Source organism: Micrococcus luteus NCTC 2665 (genome assembly GCF_000023205.1).
Taxonomy (GTDB): domain Bacteria; phylum Actinomycetota; class Actinomycetes; order Actinomycetales; family Micrococcaceae; genus Micrococcus; species Micrococcus luteus.
On the sequence record NC_012803.1, the window covers coordinates 246,388 to 263,212 of the forward strand.

The window sequence follows — 16,825 nt, forward strand, 5'->3', positions numbered from 1 at the left end:
ACGCTGATGCGTTCGAGAACAAGCGCCGCGCCGCACTGCTGGTGATGGCCACCGGCACCGGGAAGACGTGCACCGCCGTCGCCCTGGTGGACCAGATGGCCCGCGCCGGATGGGTCAAGCGCGTGCTCTTCCTGGCGGACCGGCAGGCCCTCGTGAAGCAGGCCGCGGACGCCTTCGTGGAGCACGGCTTCGTCGGCACCACCGTGAACCTGCTGAAGAACCGGCACGGGGAGGGACGCGTCTACGCCTCCACCTACCCCACCATGCTCGGCCTCATCCAGGAGTCCACCGGCCAGGGCGCCCGCTTCGACCCCGGATACTTCGACCTGGTGATCGTGGACGAGGCCCACCGGTCCGTATACGCCAAGTACGGCGAGATCTTCCGCCACTTCGATGCCCTTCTCGTGGGCCTCACCGCCACCCCCAAGGACGAGATCGACCGGAACACCTACGGCCTCTTCGGCCTCGAGCCCGGCGTGCCGACTGATGCCTACACCCTCGACGAGGCCGTGGCGGACGGGTTCCTGGTGCCGCCGCGGGGCGTCTCCGTGGGCACCACCTTCCTGCGTCGCGGCACCCGGTACGATCAGCTTCCCGCCGAGGAGCAGGAGGCCTGGGACGCGCTGGACTGGGGCGAGGACGAGGCGCCCGAGGAGGTTTCGAGCGAGGAGATCAACCGGTTCCTCTTCAATGCGGACACCGTGGACCGCGTGCTCTCCACCCTCAGGGAGCACGGCCACAAGGTGGCCGACGGCGAACGGCTCGGCAAGACCATCGTCTTCGCCAAGAACCAGCCGCACGCCGAGTTCATCCTGCAGCGGTTCGACGCCCAGTGGCCGGAGCTCGGCGGCCGGTACGCCCAGATCATCACCCACGCCAGCCGCTACCCGGACGCCCTGCTGGACGACTTCAAGACCCCCGGCAAGGCCCCGCACATCGCCATCAGCGTGGACATGCTGGACACGGGGGTGGACGTGCCCGACGTCGTCAACCTCGTGTTCTTCAAGCTCATCCGCTCCAAGACCAAGTTCTGGCAGATGATCGGCCGCGGCACCCGCCTGCGCCCGGACCTCTACGGGCCGGGGAGGGACAAGGAGGACTTCCTCGTCTTCGACTGGTGCCAGAACCTCGAGTTCTTCAACCAGGACCTCCCGGAGTCCGACGGCTTCACCCAGAGGTCCCTCACCCAGCGGTTGTTCGAGGACCGGCTCGCGCTCGTCGTCGCCCTCGACGCGCTGGACGACGATGCCGGGGCGCCCGCCGCCGTCGGGCCGGAGGAACGCGCGGTGCGCGAGCTACGCCGCACCGCCGCCGAGGAGCTGCAGGCGGCCATCGCCCGCCTGACCCTCGAGAACGTCCTGGCCCGCCCCCACCGCAGGGAGGTCGAGGAGTTCCAGCGGCCTGAGGCGTGGACGTCCCTGAGCGCCCAGGCCGCCGAACGGGCACGCGCGCTGGCCGGTGTGGTCACCGGGCTGCCGGGGGAGGACATCGACGCCAAGCGCTTCGACCTGCTCATCGTGCGCCGGCAGCTGGCAGACCTCACCGGGGAGGCCGGCACGGCCGAGCGCATCCGGACCACGGTGCAGTCCCTCGCGGAGAACCTGCTCTCCAAGGACGCCATCCCCGCCATCAAGGAACAGATCATCCTCCTCGAGGCCGTGGCCGGAGAGGAATGGTGGGAGGGCGTCACTCTCGGCATGCTCGAGCACGCCCGGAAGAAGCTGCGCGGGCTCGTCCAGTTCATCGAGAAGGTCCGCCGCTCCCGCGTATACACGGACTTCGCGGACACGCTCACGCAGCTTGAGGAGGTCGACGTCGTGCGGCCGACGCCCGGCGTGGACATCGAACGGTTCTGGGCCAAGGTCAGCGAGCCGCTGCGCCGCAACGAGTCCTCGCTGGCGCTGCAGAAGCTGCGCCACGGCAAGCAGCTCACCAAGCAGGACCTGGAGTCGCTCGAACAGCTGCTCCGGAGCATCGGGGCCGAGGACGTGCACCTGGCCGCGGCGAAGTCCGAGGGCGAGGGACAGCTGGGCCTGTTCGTGCGCATGCTAGTGGGGATGGATCGCGCCGCCGCGCAGGGTGTGGTCGCGGACTTCGTCCAGGACCGGACGCTCACCCAGGCGCAGATCCGCTTCCTGGGTCACATGGTGGAGGAGCTGACCGCCAACGGCGTCCTGGACGCCGGCCGGCTGTTCGAGTCCCCCTACACGGACGACGCCCCCGAGGGGCCGTTCGGCCTGTTCGAGGAGGCGCAGGTGTACTCCCTGCGCGAGCGGCTGGACCTCGTCCGGGCGTCTGCGATGGTGCCGGGACCAGAAGCGAACGCGGACGGGGACGAGGCGTGCGGCGTCGTCGCATGACCTCACCGGACGGTGAGCCGAGTCGTGATATCCGCCCTTCTGCGAGCCTCCAGTTTCTATGACTGCTCACGTAGTGTTCAGACATGACTCCCGTCACCTGCCCCAGGGCCCCCAAGCGAGGCCATAGGAAAGAGACTGCTCGTGCACGTTGTCCGCACTGTGGCTCTTCCCCAGGTCCGGGCGTTACCCCACCAACAGAGACATTGATCGCTCTGCCCCCAGGGCCGGAGGGTGCCGATAGACAGACTTCCCCAATGGAATGTGAGCGACGTCGTCGAATCGATGAAGTGCTTCAGTTGGCTGGTGACCTTCTGGTCACGGAAAGCATCCGGGAAGTTCGTACGCACCTTCTCGATTTTGCCGTAGCCTACGGCGAACAGGGGCGTGGACGAGTGCGGCGCCATGCTATGTGCCAGGTACTTGCCGAGGTGGCGAATGCGCTAGATCCAGGCGAATACATCGATGAAGCAGCCGCTCGCATCAGGACAGCCCTCGCCACGGCAGGTCTTCCTCGACCGGTCGTCGCCTTGGCAATCGCAGCGACAAAGAAGATTGCAGCGGGAGCCGTGGAGGGGATCAATCCGACTGAGCAGATTCGTTTGGCGATCTGGATGCTCATCTCTGTGCTCTGCCCGAGGCCGGAGGTGTGCCCGGCTCAGCCAAAATCAGGCGTGGAGGTTCTTAAAGAAGCTCTGGAAGATGCAGAGTCTGTTTTCTGATCATCACAGAGGCTGAGTGACCCTCAACGCACCTCGCTACCTCAGCGGCGGTGGCGGCCGACGATCGTGTGGATCAGCCGCACCGCGGCCCTCGCGGTGCGGCCCCCGCGCCCGAATGGACCCCGGCCCGCTCAGGCCAGCAGCGACGCGTCCGTCCGGTGACGGCTGACGATCGTGTGGATCAGCCGGGCCGCGGCCTTCGCCGTGCGGCCGTCCACGTCCAGGGCGGGGTTGAGCTCCACGACGTCGGCCAGGGCCAGCTTCCCGGACTGGGTGGCCTCCAGTGTGCACGCGTGGATCACCTCGTACGGCACGCCGAAGCCGGCCGGTGCGCTCACCCCCGGGGCGACGGCGGCCGGCAGCACATCCAGGTCGATCGTCAGGTAGAGCACGTCCACGGCGGTGATGAACGAGCGCACCCAGCGGCGCACGCCGGTGACGTCGGCGGTCTGGGCCTGCTCGTCGGTCACCCACGTGACCCCGCGTTCGCGCGCGGTGTCGAACAGGGCGCGGGTGTTGTTGGCCTCGCTGATGCCCACCACCGCGTAGGAGAGCTGATGCTCCGCCCCCTCGGCGTCCCGCAGCGCCTGCAGGAACGGGGTGCCGGAGCTGGGCCGCGGCGCCTCGCGCAGGTCGAAGTGCGCGTCCAGGTTGAGGATGCCCACGCGGGTGCCCGCAGCCACGCGCGTGGAGCCGGTCAGCCCCGTGATCGAGGCGTAGGCGGTCTCGTGCCCGCCGCCGAGCACCACGGCCAGGTCGTGGGCGTTCAGCAGCCCGCTGACCACTGTGCCCAGCTCGGCCTGGCCCGCCTCGAGCTCGCCCGGGGCGTCGTCGTCGCCGCGGTCCACGGACACGTCGCCCGCGTCCACGAGCGCGCCCGTGCCCTCGAGGTACGCGAGCGAGGCGAGAGCGCCGCGCAGCGCCTCCGGGCCGTCCTCGGCGCCCACGCGGCCGTGGTTCCGGCGCACGCCCTCGTCCGAGGCGAAGCCGATGAGCGCCGTGGACCGCGCGCCCGACGTCGGAGCGCCGGCGCCGGGGTCGCGCTGCGGCGTCGTGGGATCGCCGCGGCCGTCGGCGGGGCGGACGACCTGGTGCCAGCGCAGGTGCTCGGGGGTGTCACCGTCGGTGCGGCCGGTCCAGGCGGGGGAGAGGGACGGGGAGGGGAGCTCGGAGGTCATGGGCCCATCCCACGCCATCGACGGGCGGGTGCGCAACGAGGGCCGGACGACGCCCGACATGGGGCGTCGTCCGCCTAGCGGTCCAGTTCCTGGCGCCGTGAGCTGATCACGCCGGTGACGAAGCCGGCGAGGTTGAGCCCGCCGTGGAAGCGGGCGTGCTCGATCTTCACGCAGCGATCCATGACGATCTCCAGGCCCGCGGCCTCGGCCTGACGCGCGGCGTCCTCGTTCCAGATGCCCAGCTGCAGCCACACGGTCCGGGCGCCCACGCGGGCGGCGTCCGCCACCACCTCGGGGGCGTCGGAGGACTTGCGGAACACCTCCACGAGGTCCGGGGTGACGGGCAGGTCGTCCAGCGAGGCGTAGACGCGGTGGCCGAGGATCTCCTTGCCGGCCGCGGCGAGCACGGGATTGACGAAGTAGACGTCGTACGTGGTCGAGCTCAGCAGGTACGTGGCCACGAAGTACGACGCACGGGCCGGCTTGTCCGAGGCGCCGACGATCGCGATCGAGCGGGTGCGGCGCAGGATCGCCAGGCGCTCGGGGGCGCCGGGGCCGGTCCAGGTGCGCTCGGGGTGGGTGGTGCTCATGGCTCAGGCCTCCTGCTCTGCGGGGACGACGGCGCCGTCGCGGGTGCGGCCGGTGGCTTCGGTCAGAGCCTGGTCCAGGTCCCAGAGGATGTCCTCGGTGTCCTCGATGCCCACCGAGATGCGGATCAGGTCCGCCGGGATGCCCGCGGCCACGAGCTGCTCGGCGGTGAGCTGCTGATGGGTCGTCGTGGCGGGGTGCAGCACCAGCGTCTTCGCGTCGCCGATGTTGGCCAGGTGGGAGGCCAGCTGCAGCGCCGAGATGAAGCGCGCCGCCGTCGCGCGCCCGGCCTCCGGACCGGAGGCGCCGTCGTCGGTGTCCGTGGCCGCCGGGGCCACGCCGAAGCTGAACACCGAGCCGACGCCCCGGGGCAGCAGCTGCTGCGCGCGGGCGTGGTGCGGGTGGCCGGGCAGGCCGGCGTAGCGGACCCAGGAGACGCGCGGGTCCTCGTCCAGCCAGGTGGCGACGGCGCGGGCGTTGGCGAGGTGGGCGTCCATGCGCGGGGCCAGCGTCTCGACGCCGAGCAGCAGCTGGAACGCCGACTGCGGGGCCAGCGACGGGCCGAAGTCGCGCAGCTGCTCCGAGCGGAGCTTGGTGAGGAAGCCGTACTCGCCGAAGTTGCCCCACCAGGAGACGCCGCCGTACGAGGGCACGGGCTCGGTCATCGACGGGAACTTGCCGTTGTCCCACGGGAAGCGACCGGACTCCACCACGACGCCGCCCAGCGTGGTGCCGTGGCCGCCGAGGAACTTCGTGGCCGAATGGATGACGATGTCCGCGCCGTGCTCGATCGGCCGGATCAGATAGGGCGGGGTGAGGGTCGCGTCCACGACGAGCGGCACGCCGTGCCGGTGGGCGACGTCGGCCAGGCCCGGTAGGTCCACGACGTCACCGGAGGGGTTGGCGACGATCTCCGTGTAGACGGCCTTGGTGTTGGGCTGGAGGGCGGCCTCGAAGTCCGCGGCCTCGGCGGAGTCCACGAACGTGGTCTCGACGCCGAACCGGCGCAGGGAGACGTCCAGCTGGGTGATCGTGCCGCCGTAGAGCTTCGAGGACGCCACGATGTGGTCGCCGGCCCCGGCGAGGGCCGCGAAGGTGACGAACTCGGCGGCCATGCCGGACGCCGTCGCGACGGCCCCGATCCCGCCCTCGAGCGTGGCGACCCGCTCCTCGAACGCGGCGACCGTGGGGTTGCCGATCCGCGAGTAGATGTTGCCGTACTTCTGCAGCGCGAAGAGGTTGGCGGCGTCCTCGGCGGACTCGAACACGAAGGAGCTGGTCTGGTGGATCGGCACGGCCCGCGAGCCGTGGACGGCGTCCGGGACGGCGCCCGCGTGCAGCGCCTGGGTGCGGAAGCCGAACTCGTGGTCAGCCACGGGGGTCCTTTCGATGGAGGCTTCGGGACAGTCCGTCCCATTGTCCCGGGCGAGGCGCGCCGAGTGCAGGGTGGGCACGTCGCAGAGCGTCACGCGGCGCCGGCCGGTGGCATGCAACGCGGGTTGAGTTATCACCGATTACGCGGGCCTGGACCCGTGACAACTCAACCCGCGTTGGACGGGACCCGTGACAACTCAACCCGCGTTGGCCGGGAGGGGGCGGATCAGCGCGTGCGGGCCAGCCGACGCCGGACCAGCCCCACGATCCGCCCGAACCCAGCGCGCTGGTCCTCCCAGGTGCAGCGCAGGGTCGTCCATTCCCGCTCGAGGCAGTACGCGTCCCGACGGGCGTCCCTCGCCTGCTGCTGAGCCGTGCGGTGGCCGGCGCCGTCGTACTGGAGGGCCAGGCGCGCCCCCCGGTACCCGAGGTCCACGACGGGCGAGGCCGGGTCGGCCGGGTCGACGGCGACCTGCAGCTCCGGCTCCGGCAGCCCGGCCCGGATCAGCGCGAGCCGGAGGAAGGTCTCGGGCGGGGAGTCGGCCCCGACGCGCACCTCCGCCAGCGCGGCACGTGCGAGACGGACACCCGGCCGGCCACGGCAGCGGGCGAGCACCTCCGACAGCTCGGACACGGTGGCCGCGGGATCCGCCCGGCCCGTCGGCGTCCACGGCGGACGCACCAGGTGGTCGCCGGCCGCGATGAGCCAGTCCACCTCGTGGGGGCGGAGCATCCCGGCGAGGTCGAACCAGGTGCGCGCAGCCGTCGTGACGCGCTGGCCGTCGGGAAGGTCGAGCACGTGGTCGGTGGGCAGCCGCACCCGGTGGCTGACGGCGCCGCCCAGGTCGGTCCGGTGCGTGCGCGCGGACCGGTCGAAGGTCAGGTGCAGCCCGGCCGGCCGCGCGAGGCGGGGCGGCAGCGGCAGTCCGTGCCAGAGGGCGGCAGAGACGTGGGAGACCACCCCGCCCGTGAGGCGGGCCAGCGCGGCCGCGCCGTCCGGGGAGCACGGGTCGGGGGCGCCCGCGGTGTGCACGCCGCGGCAGATCCGGGCGAGGTCTGCCGCGAGGGTCCGGCGCCACGGCAGGCCGGCGGCGTGCAGCTCGGCCGTCGTGAAGGCGCCCGCGGCGAGGGCGGGCGGCAGGGGCGTGCGCGCGGTCATGGGGCGAGCCTGCCGCCCCCGGACCCTGCGACGGATCGAACCGATGCGCCCTGGGGAGGGCCGCCGTCGTCGTGGTGGCTGTGCAGGAGCGGCCGGCCCGCCGGACACGGCGGCCCCGGCACGACGCGGGTTGAGTTATCACGGGTGCAAGCCGCCTGGACCCGCGATAACTCAACCAGCGTTGCAGGGGGGAGCGGCCGGCCCGTCGGTCACGGCGTGCGGTCCACGGACACCAGCTCCACGTCCTCGAGCCGCCCGCCCCGCACCACCGCGCGCATCAGGGTGCACACCGGCTGCCGCCTCCGGTCCGTGCAGGAGCCGGGGTTGAGCAGCCGCAGCCCCGGGTTCGCGGTGTCCGGACCGGCCACGGTGTCCCACGGGATGTGGCTGTGCCCGAAGACCAGCACGTCCGCGTCCGGGAACGCCGTGGCCATGCGGCGCTCGCGGCCGGCCGCCGGGCCCGTCTCGTGGACCATCGCGATCCGCACCCCGCCGAGCTCCACGCGCGCCACCTCGGGCAGCCGCGCCCGCAGCCCAGGCCCGTCGTTGTTGCCCCACACGCCCACCAGCCGGGCGGCCCGCGCGTCGAGGTCGTCGAGCACGTCCTCGGCCACCCAGTCACCGGCGTGGAGCACGACGTCGGCCCGCGCCACCTCGGCCCGCACCTGCGCGGGCAGGGCGCGGGCACGCCGCGGGATGTGGGTGTCGGCGATCAGGAGCAGGCGGACGGCGACGTCGTCGGGCACGGTCCGCCTCACCGCGCCGCGTACGCGCCGAGCCAGATCGCCAGCGGCAGGCCGACGATGAACACGGCCACGAATCCGCGCACCAGCCACCGGCCCACTGGGGTGGCGAGGTTGACCGTCGCGCCCACCCCGTAGCCGGGACGCTTGGCGGGGAAGACAGCCGGGTCCTCGGGGTCGCGCTTGAGCCCCAGGGGCGTCCACACCTCGTCCTCGGCGAGCTCCGCGGCCGTGGGCCGGTACCCGAGCTCCGCCGCGACGCGGTCCGACCAGCGCGTCCACCGCTGCGTTCCGGCCCGCAGTTCCGGGAAGATGCCCACCATGAGCACGGTCAGTGTGAGGGGCAGGAGCCACCACGGCATCGTCCAGGTGCCGGCGGCGAGCACCTCGGCCGTCGTCGGGGCCAGCACCAGCACGATGAGCACGCACGACCACCCGAGGCTTTCCTGGACCCCGCGGTGCACCCCCGTCTGGCGCACGCGCCGCCACGGGGACAGTCCCGGATCCGTGGGGGTGAGGGCGGTGACCATAGCGGAGACCAGCGCCAGGAAACCCGTCATGCCGAGGCCGATCAGCGGCCCCGCCGCCACCGTGCCGAACGAGGTGTCCTCCCACGCATCCGGCCGCCCGTCGACGCCCCAGTGCGTGGGCACGCGCTCCGGCAGGCCCGGCAGGGCGACGAGGGCCCACCCCAGCAGCGCCAGGCACAGCACGGCCGCGAGCAGGAACGGCAGCCACGGACGCAGCCGGCCACGGCGCAGGGCGGCGCGCTCGGCGGCGGGGACGTCGTCGGGGGTGGGACGGGACGGGTGGGGCATCCACCCAGGCTAGCCACGGCCCCCGCCCGCCACACCCGGTGACCGGCTCGTCCAGACGGCGGCCGCGCACGCCGCGATCACCAGCAGCATCCCCGCCAGGTCCAGCGGGGTGAGCTCCTGCCCGCGCACGGCCCACGCGGTCAGCGCCGCCGCGATCGGCGACAGGCACGTCAGCAGGGAGAACAGCGCGGTCGGCATGCGGCGCAGCACCTGCAGGTCGATCCCGTACGGCACCGCCGTGGACAGCAGCGCCACGGCCAGCCCCACGCCCAGCACCACGGGAGAGAGCAGGGCCGCCCCCGCCGTCGCGACGCCGACCGGCAGCGCCACGAGGGACCCGGCGGCCGTCGCCAGGGCCAGCCCCTGCACCCCCGGCAGATGGGTCCCCGCGCGCCGCGAGAGCAGGATGTACGCCGCCCAGCACGCCGCCGCGGCCAGCGCGAGCGCCACCCCCACCGGGTCCAGTCCCGCCCCGCCGATCCCGCCGCCCGCGCTGAACCCCTCCCGGCCGAGCACCCCGATCCCGGCGAGAGCGAGGGCCGCCCACGCCGCCGACCGCCACGACGGCCGCGCCGCCACGGACAGCGCCAGCGGCCCGAGCACCTCGAACGTCACGGCCACGCCCTGCGGGATCCGCGCGAACGCCTCGTAGATGGCCAGGTTCATGCCGGTCATGGCCGCGCCCAGCCCGACGACGGCGGCCCACCCCCGGGTGCCCAGTCCGGCGAGGGCGGCGCGGCTCGGCCGGGTGACGAGCAGCAGCACGGCCGCGGAGAACACCACGCGCAGGGCGACCATGGCGGACGCGCCGACGTCGTCGAACAGCAGGCCCGCCACGGACGCGCCGAGCTGCTGGCTCAGCAGCGAGAGCAGGACGAGCAGGACGAGACGCACGGGCTCAGCCTAGGGCCGCGCCGCGTCACCCCGGCCCCGGCCGGCGCGGGACCGCTGCTGCCCGAGGACCACCGCGGGGCCCGGTTCCGCTGACCCCGACGCCGCGGGAAAACATCACGCTGACGTGCGCTAATCCGCCTCGTCGTGGGAGAGTGGGGGACGCGCGCCCGCGCAGAACCCGCCCCCGACCCCAGGAGGCCCGCATGGCCCGGCCCCAGACCGTCCTCACCGTGCTGGCCGCCCGCCGGCTCACCCCGCACCTCGTGCGCCTGACCCTCGGCGGTGAGCAGTTCGACGGCGTCCACGCCCGCTGGGCGGAGAAGGGCGCCACGGACCAGTACGTGAAGCTGCTCTTCGCCGACCCCGCGCTCGGCCTCGAACCCCCGTACGACCTGGACGCCCTCCGCGAGCGTCTCGCCCCGGAGCAGCTGCCGGTCCGCCGCACCTACACGGTGCGCCGCATGGACGCGGCCGCCCGCACCATGGACGTCGACTTCGTGGTCCACGGCGCGTCCGACGACGGCGCCGCCCCCGGGCACGACGGCGGCCTGGCCGGGGCGTGGGCGGCCTCCGAGCCGGTGGGGCAGCAGGTCGCGTTCCTGGGCCCCGGCGGCGCCTACCGGCCCGACCCCACCGCGGACTGGCACCTGCTCGCCGGCGACGAGGCCGCGCTGCCGGCGATCGCCGCCGCCCTCGAGGACCTGGCCGCCACGGACGCCGCGGCGGCCGGTGTCGCGCTGATCGAGGTGACCGACGCAAGCGACGAGGTGCCCCTGACCGCGCCGGCCGGCGTCGAGGTGCGCTGGCTGCACCGCGGCGGCCCCTTCACCCCGGAGACGACGCGGTTCGCCGCCGCCGTCGAGGACGCGGGGTGGCGGGACGGCCGGGTGCACGCGTTCGTGCACGGCGAGCGGGAGCAGGTCAAGCGCGTCCGGGCGTACCTCACGGACGTGCGCGGCGTGGACCGGCGGCAGCTGTCGGTGAGCGCGTACTGGGCCTACGGCCGCACCGAGGACGTGTTCCAGGCGGAGAAGCAGACCCCGGTGGGGCAGATCTTCGAGGACGGCGCCACCGGCGGCTGACCCGCACAGGCTCGGAACAGCCGCAGTTCCGCCGTCCCTCATGACGTGACGGGCCAGGGGTGACGTGAGACGGTCGAGGGGTCATCATCCGGCGGTCCCCGGCCGCCGTCACGTCCGCACCTCTGTGAAGGAGTCCCCCATGAAGACGCCCGCACGCCTCGCCGTCGGCATGCTCGCCGCCTCCGGTCTGCTGCTCACCGGCTGCGCCGCCGACCCGACGCTGGACGAGAGCTGGCCCGAGATCCGCCAGAAGGTCGTGGATGCCGAGAGCCTGCGCCTGAGGATGGAAGGCACCGCCGCCGACAAGGAGGAGGACAAGGACGACGCGTCGGCCTCGGCGTCGCCCTCCGCCTCCCTGGGCGCGGACGCCATCCAGTCCGCGAACGTGGACCTCGCCGGCGCCACCGACGACTCCCACCTCAAGGGCACCATGAACGTGGACATGGGGGCGGCCACCCTGGACATCGAGGTCCTGCGCCGGGACGCCGACGTGTTCTTCAAGCTCAAGGCCGACGGTGACGACCTGCCCCGGGAGATGGGCATGTTCTCCACCCTCGTGGGCGACCGCTGGATCAAGACGAACGCCGAGCAGGCCGCGCAGATGGACATCTCACTCGAGGAGATCATGTCCGACCTCGAGGAGGACATGCCCGCCGCGGACGCCTTCGACGGCAAGGACCTGAAGGCCGAGGAGGTGGAGCTCGAGGGCAGGAAGTACCTCAAGTACGCGCTGCCCGAGGAGCACCACGCGTTCGGCCGGACGATGCTGGTCGACCCGGAGAGCACGACCCTCTACCGTCTCGAGGACGTGAACTCGGAGGACGAGGACGTGGACGCGAACGCCACCTTCACCGAGTGGAACGCGGTCGAGGCGCCCGAGGCCCCCGCCTCGGAGGACGTCTTCGACCTGGCCGAGCTGCAGGAGCTGGCCGGCTGACCCGCTGCGCGATCCGGGTGGGCCGGCGGGGCGCCACGGCATGATGTCCTGATGGACCGCACCGCCCCCACCCCGCCCGCGAACGCCCTCGCCCCGGGCCTGCCGGAGGACATCGCCCGGGAGGCGATCGCCTTCCGCCGCCTCCTCCACGGACATCCGGAGCTGGACCTGCACCTGCCCCGCACCCAGGCCGCCGTCCTCGAGCGGCTCGAGGCCCTGCGCGCCGAGGCGGGGGAGGATGCCGCCACCGGCCGCCCCGCGCTGGAGACGAGCGTGGGCCGGGCGCTGAGCTCCGTCGTCGTGGTGCTGCGCGGCGGGGCCCCGCTGCCGGAGGGGGTCCGGCGGCCGGTCGTGCTGCTGCGGGGGGACATGGACGCCCTGCCCGTCACGGAGGAGACCGGGCTGGAGTACGCCCCCTCCGTGCCGGGCACCATGCACGGCTGCGGCCATGACCTGCACACCGCCGGCCTCTACGGCGCGCTGGCGTGGCTGGTGCGCCGTCGCGGGGAGCTCACCGCCGACGTGGTGGCCATGTTCCAGCCCGGGGAGGAGACCGGCGGCGGCGCCCTGCACATGATCCAGGAGGGGCTGCTGGAGGCGGCCGGGCGACCGGTGGACGCCGCCTACGCGATCCATGTCTCCTCGGGCACGTACCCGCGCGGCGTCCTGCTCAGCCGCCCGGGGGCGATCCAGGCCGGCTGCGACGACCTGGTGGTGACGGTGCACGGTCGAGGCGGGCACGGCTCGGTGCCGCACCTGGCCCAGGATCCGGTGCCCGTGGCCGCCGAGATGGTGCTGGCGCTGCAGTCCGTGGTCACCCGGCAGTTCGACGCCTTCGACCCGGTGGTCGCGACCGTCGGGCACCTGAGCGCGGGCACGGCGGCCAACATCATCCCGGACAGCGCCACCCTCGCCCTCACCCTGCGGACCTTCTCCGCGGACGCCCGCGCCCGGCTGCTCTCGGCCGTGGAGCGCCTGGTGCACGGGATCGCCGCGGCGCACGGCATGAGCGCACAGGTCCGGACGGACTGCGCGTTCCCGGTGACGGCCAACGACCCGGACGCGGTGGCCTTCGCCCGCGGGGTCGTGGAGGACCTCTACGGGGCCGACGCCTACCGGGAGCTGCCCGAGCCCGAGCCCGGCAGCGAGGACTTCTCCGAGGTCCTCCAGCGGGTGCCCGGCGCCTACGTCCTGCTCGGGGCGGCCCCGGAGGGCGTGGACCCGGACGAGGCCCCGGTCAACCACTCCCCGCAGGCCGTGTTCGACGACGCCGTGGTGCCGCGGGCCGCTCAGGTGCTGGCCGAGCTGGCGCTGCGGACGGCGCCGGTGCCGGCGTCCTGAGCGCGGCGGCCGGCCCGGAGCACCTCGGCGATCTGCCCGACGCACGGCTCGTTCTGCAGGCTCGTGGTGTCCCCGAGCGCGGTGCCCTGGTGCAGCTGCGTCAGCAGCCGCCGCATGATCTTGCCCGAGCGGGTCTTGGGCACGTCGGGGACGAAGACCACCTCGGCGGGCTTGGCCACCGGCCCGATCACCCGCCCCACGTGCCGCCGCAGCTCCTCGGCGCGGTCGGCGGCGGAGGCGCCGGGGCCGTCGTCGCCGGCCAGCCAGCTCTCGTGCGCCACCACGAAGGCGACGGCCGCGTGCCCGGTGGTCTCGTGCGGCACGGGGCACACCCCCGCCTCGATCACCTCCGGGTGCGCCACGAGGGCGGACTCGATCTCGATGGTGCTCAGCCGGTGCCCGGAGATGTTGATGACGTCGTCCACGCGCCCGAGGATCCAGACGTCGCCGTCCTCGTCCCGCTTGGCGCCGTCGCCGGCGAGGAACCAGCCCGCCTCGCCCTGGTCCGCGTAGTCCTCCCAGTACGAGTGGAAGTAGCGGGCCGGGTTCCGCCACACGGTCCGGGCCATCGACGGCGAGGTGCGGGTGACCACGATCCGGCCCTGCAGGCCCTCGGGCGTGGGGGCGCCGTCGTCGTCGACCACGGCCACGTCCACCCCCGGCAGGGGCCGGGAGCCGCAGCCCGGCTTGAAGGCCGTGTCCGTGGGGCGGGGGGAGAGCACGGTGGCGCCCGTCTCGGACTGCCACCACGTGTCCACCATCGGCAGGTCCGGGGTGTCCCGGCCGATCTGGGTCCGCGCCCACGTCCAGGCCTCCGGGTTCACGGACTCGCCCACGGTGCCGATCAGGCGGATCGAGGACAGGTCCGGGCCGCCGTCCGCGTGCGCCGGGATCCCCTCCGGATGCCAGCCCTTGAGCGAGCGGATCAGGGTGGGGGCCGTGTAGTAGCTCGTCACCCGGTAGCGCTCGATCACCTCGAAGTGCCGGCCCGGGTGCGGGGCGTTCGGCACGCCCTCGTAGATCACCTGCGTGACCCCGTTCGAGAGCGGACCGTAGATCTCGTAGGTGTGCGCGGTGACCCAGGCCAGGTCCGCGGTGCACCAGTGGACGTCGTCGTCGCGCCGTGCCGGGTCCGGGTGGGAGAACAGGAAGTCGTGCGTCCACGAGGCCGCGGCGAGGTACCCGCCGGAGGTGTGCACGAGCCCCTTGGGCTGTCCCGTGGTGCCGGAGGTGTACATGATGAACAGCGGGTGCTCCGCGTCGAAGGCGCGCGGGGTGTGGGTGTCCGGCTGGCGGTCCACGACGTCGTGCCACCACAGGTCCCGGCCCTCGGTCCACGGGATGTCCCGGTGGCCCGTGCGGTCCAGGACGAGGACGTGCTCGATCGCGTTGTCCCCGGACACGGCCTCGTCCGCGTTGGCCTTCACGGGGACGGCGGCGCCGCGGCGGAACTGGCCGTCGGTGGTGACGAGCAGCTTCGCGCCCGTGTCCTCGACGCGGAACCGCAGCGCCTCCGCCGAGAACCCGCCGAACACGAGCGAGTGCACGGCCCCGATCCGCGCGCACGCCAGCGTGATGACGATCGTCTCCACGAGCACGGGCAGGTACACGACGACGCGGTCGCCCGCCTCGATGCCCAGCTCCTCGAGGGCGTTCGCGGCCTGGGCGACCTCGCGCTGCAGCTGCGCGTAGGTGACGGCGCGGCGGTCGCCGGGCTCGCCCTCGAAGTACAGGGCGACCTTCTCCCCGCGCCCCGCCGCCACGTGGCGGTCCACGCAGTTCACGGCCACGTTCAGGGTGCCGTCCTCATACCAGCGGATCTCCGGGCCGCGCTCGGCGGCCGGGTCCGGGGCGGTGAGGGAGCGCGTCCGGGTGAAGGGACGCTCCCAGCTCAGACGTCGGCCGGCCGCCTCCCAGAACGCGAGCCGGTCCGCCTCGGCCACCGGGCGGCCGTCACCGCGCCCGCCGTGCAGCCGGTCCGCCGGGCGGCCGGGGTGGACGTCCGGGTCTGCGGCGTCGACGAGCGCCTGCGGGAGGGGGCCGGGCAGCGTGGCGAGGGCCGCGGCGGGCACGCCGTCGTTCGGTCCGCGGACGGCCCCGGAGGCGCCCTCCTCGGCCGGGTCGGGGCGGGCGGGGTCCTCGGTGGGCGTCATGGGCGGCGGTCCTCCTGGTCGGCGGGTCCGACCAGGCTAGGGACGACGACGACGGCGCCCCGCCCGCCGTCGTCACCGGCGGTCATGCTCGGCCCGCCGGACCCCCGCGGGCGCCCGGCGCGGGCCAGGGCGACGGCGGCCGGTGTGGACCCCGTCCCACGGCCGGGTCGCCCCGGCCGCCGGCCCGCCCGCGCGTGCCAGAGTAGGGCCATGACCACCTACGCCACCCTCGCCGCCCGGTACGCCGACGCCTTCGACTCCGTCGCCCACGGCGAGCGGGCCCGCGAGGCGGGCCGGCACCTGCCGTTCGCCGCCCTCGGGGAGCTGCAGGCCGCCGGGTTCGGCAAGGTCGGTGTCCCCGAGGACGCGGGCGGCGAGGGCGGCGGCAGCGAGACCGTGCTGCGCCTGCTCATGGACCTGGCCGCCCGGGACGTGAACACCGCGCACGTCTGGCGCTCCCACCTCGTGTTCATCGCCACGGCCATGGACCAGGCGCCCGCCCGCCGGGAGCGGTGGCTGCGGCACATCGTCGACGGGGACTGGGCCGGCTCCGCCCTGGCCGAACGCGCCGGCGGGGCCGCGCCGGGCCGTGCCGCCACCCTGGCCAGCCGGGACGAGGGCGGCACCTGGGTCGTGCGGGGGCAGAAGTACTACGCGACCGGCTCGGCCTTCGCCACGTGGACCGCCGCGACCGTGGGCATCGAGGGGGCGGACCTCGTCTCCCGCCGGAACTCCAAGCGGGCCGGGGGCGCGGTCCGCGAGCCGGACCGGGCCGTCGCCGTCGTGCGCGTGCGTCAGCCGCGCGTGGGCATCAAGGACGACTGGGACGGCTTCGGCCAGCGCCTGACCGCCACCGGGTCCGTGGTGCTCGACGACGCCGCGGCCGAGGAGCTGCTCGAGGTGCCGCGGCAGGACGGGCCCGTGCCCGTGCTCATGGAGGCGACCCTGCTGGCGCTGCAGGCCGGGATCGGCCGGGCGGCGCTCACGGAGGGCACGCAGCTGCTGCGGCAGCGGCGCCGCACCTTCAACACCGGCACGGCCGCGCTGCCCAAGGACGACCCCCAGCTCCTCGAGATCATGGGGCAGCTGGCCGGGCGGCAGGCCGCGGCCGAGCTGATGGTGCGCGAGATCGGGCGGCTGCTCGACGAGGGGCAGGACGGCGCCGACGGGGCCGGCCCGGCGGAGGCCGACGTCGTGGCGGCGTCCGCCGAGGCGATGGCGGCCGCGTACCGGGCCCAGGCCGTGGTGCCGGAGGCCGTCCTCGAGGTGTGCACCCGCATCTTCGACACGCTCGGCGCGTCGGCGACGTCGGCCACGCTGCGGCTCGACCGGCACTGGCGCAACGCCCGCACCCTCGCCACCCACGACCCGGCGGCGTTCAAGGTGCGCATGGCCGGCGACTGGCTCGTGAACGGCACCCCGCCGACCGCCTACACGTCGGCCGGCGAGGTCCCCGAGGGGGACTGACCCGACGACCGG

The 16,825-nt window shown here is 73.9% G+C and carries 14 protein-coding genes and 1 pseudogene; 7 read left to right on the forward strand and 8 right to left on the reverse strand.

The window, feature by feature from the left end:
- Nucleotides 1–14: 14 nt before the first annotated feature.
- The 3 genes and pseudogenes from MLUT_RS24010 to MLUT_RS23795 all read left to right on the forward strand — a co-directional run.
- Nucleotides 15–1,049: pseudogene (locus MLUT_RS24010) on the forward strand (DEAD/DEAH box helicase family protein); the annotation flags it as partial.
- Nucleotides 1,038–2,360 (forward strand): type I restriction-modification enzyme R subunit C-terminal domain-containing protein, encoded by a 1,323-nt coding sequence (locus MLUT_RS24255; protein WP_306294215.1) that lies wholly within the window; start codon nt 1,038–1,040, stop codon nt 2,358–2,360. The pseudogene MLUT_RS24010 and the gene MLUT_RS24255, both read left to right, overlap by 12 nt.
- A 254-nt stretch (nt 2,361–2,614) precedes the next feature.
- Entirely contained in the window at nt 2,615–3,079 is a 465-nt protein-coding gene (locus MLUT_RS23795) for a hypothetical protein (RefSeq protein WP_141117245.1), read from the forward strand.
- Nucleotides 3,080–3,210: 131 nt separating this feature from the next.
- Here MLUT_RS23795 and hutG read toward each other — a convergent pair whose 3' ends face one another.
- The 7 genes from hutG to MLUT_RS12760 form a co-directional block, all read right to left on the reverse strand.
- The gene (hutG, locus tag MLUT_RS12730; RefSeq protein ID WP_010079569.1) at nt 3,211–4,257 is read right to left on the reverse strand and encodes a formimidoylglutamase; all 1,047 of its coding nucleotides are present in this window, start codon (nt 4,255–4,257) and stop codon (nt 3,211–3,213) included.
- 74 nt (nt 4,258–4,331) lie between these two features.
- Complete coding sequence (locus MLUT_RS12735) at nt 4,332–4,847, reverse strand: CoA-binding protein (protein ID WP_002857647.1); 516 nt, start codon at nt 4,845–4,847, stop codon at nt 4,332–4,334.
- 3 nt (nt 4,848–4,850) lie between these two features.
- Nucleotides 4,851–6,221, reverse strand: coding sequence for an O-acetylhomoserine aminocarboxypropyltransferase/cysteine synthase family protein (locus MLUT_RS12740; RefSeq protein ID WP_012750712.1), 1,371 nt, complete (start codon nt 6,219–6,221; stop codon nt 4,851–4,853).
- 224 nt (nt 6,222–6,445) lie between these two features.
- Nucleotides 6,446–7,378 (reverse strand): hypothetical protein, encoded by a 933-nt coding sequence (locus tag MLUT_RS12745; RefSeq protein WP_012750713.1) that lies wholly within the window; start codon nt 7,376–7,378, stop codon nt 6,446–6,448.
- A gap of 209 nt (nt 7,379–7,587) precedes the next feature.
- Entirely contained in the window at nt 7,588–8,124 is a 537-nt protein-coding gene (locus MLUT_RS12750) for a metallophosphoesterase family protein (protein WP_010079568.1), read from the reverse strand.
- Between the two features lie 8 nt (nt 8,125–8,132).
- Nucleotides 8,133–8,939, reverse strand: coding sequence for a DUF1648 domain-containing protein (locus tag MLUT_RS12755; protein ID WP_010079567.1), 807 nt, complete (start codon nt 8,937–8,939; stop codon nt 8,133–8,135).
- Nucleotides 8,940–8,948: 9 nt separating this feature from the next.
- Nucleotides 8,949–9,833 carry an EamA family transporter gene (locus MLUT_RS12760; protein ID WP_010079566.1) on the reverse strand — a complete coding sequence of 295 codons (885 nt, stop codon included), beginning with the start codon at nt 9,831–9,833 and terminating at the stop codon, nt 8,949–8,951.
- A 203-nt stretch (nt 9,834–10,036) separates the two neighbouring features.
- Here MLUT_RS12760 and MLUT_RS12765 point away from each other — a divergent pair, with 203 nt between their 5' ends.
- The 3 genes from MLUT_RS12765 (at nt 10,037) to MLUT_RS12775 (ending at nt 13,193) form a co-directional block, all read left to right on the forward strand.
- A complete protein-coding gene (locus tag MLUT_RS12765) occupies nt 10,037–10,915 on the forward strand; it encodes a siderophore-interacting protein (RefSeq protein ID WP_010079565.1) in 879 nt (292 codons plus the stop codon).
- Between the two features lie 139 nt (nt 10,916–11,054).
- Nucleotides 11,055–11,852, forward strand: coding sequence for a hypothetical protein (locus MLUT_RS12770; RefSeq protein ID WP_010079564.1), 798 nt, complete (start codon nt 11,055–11,057; stop codon nt 11,850–11,852).
- A 51-nt stretch (nt 11,853–11,903) separates the two neighbouring features.
- Complete coding sequence (locus MLUT_RS12775) at nt 11,904–13,193, forward strand: M20 metallopeptidase family protein (protein ID WP_010079563.1); 1,290 nt, start codon at nt 11,904–11,906, stop codon at nt 13,191–13,193.
- On the opposite strand, the gene acs is transcribed toward MLUT_RS12775, so the two are convergent.
- Nucleotides 13,142–15,346: an acetate--CoA ligase gene (gene acs / locus MLUT_RS12780; protein WP_012750714.1), complete on the reverse strand. Its 2,205-nt coding sequence runs from the start codon at nt 15,344–15,346 to the stop codon at nt 13,142–13,144. The two genes, MLUT_RS12775 and acs, sit on opposite strands and share 52 nt — an antisense overlap.
- 210 nt (nt 15,347–15,556) lie before the next feature.
- On the opposite strand from acs, the gene MLUT_RS12785 reads away from it, so the two are divergent.
- Nucleotides 15,557–16,813, forward strand: coding sequence for an acyl-CoA dehydrogenase family protein (locus MLUT_RS12785; protein ID WP_010079560.1), 1,257 nt, complete (start codon nt 15,557–15,559; stop codon nt 16,811–16,813).
- Nucleotides 16,814–16,825 lie beyond the last annotated feature (12 nt).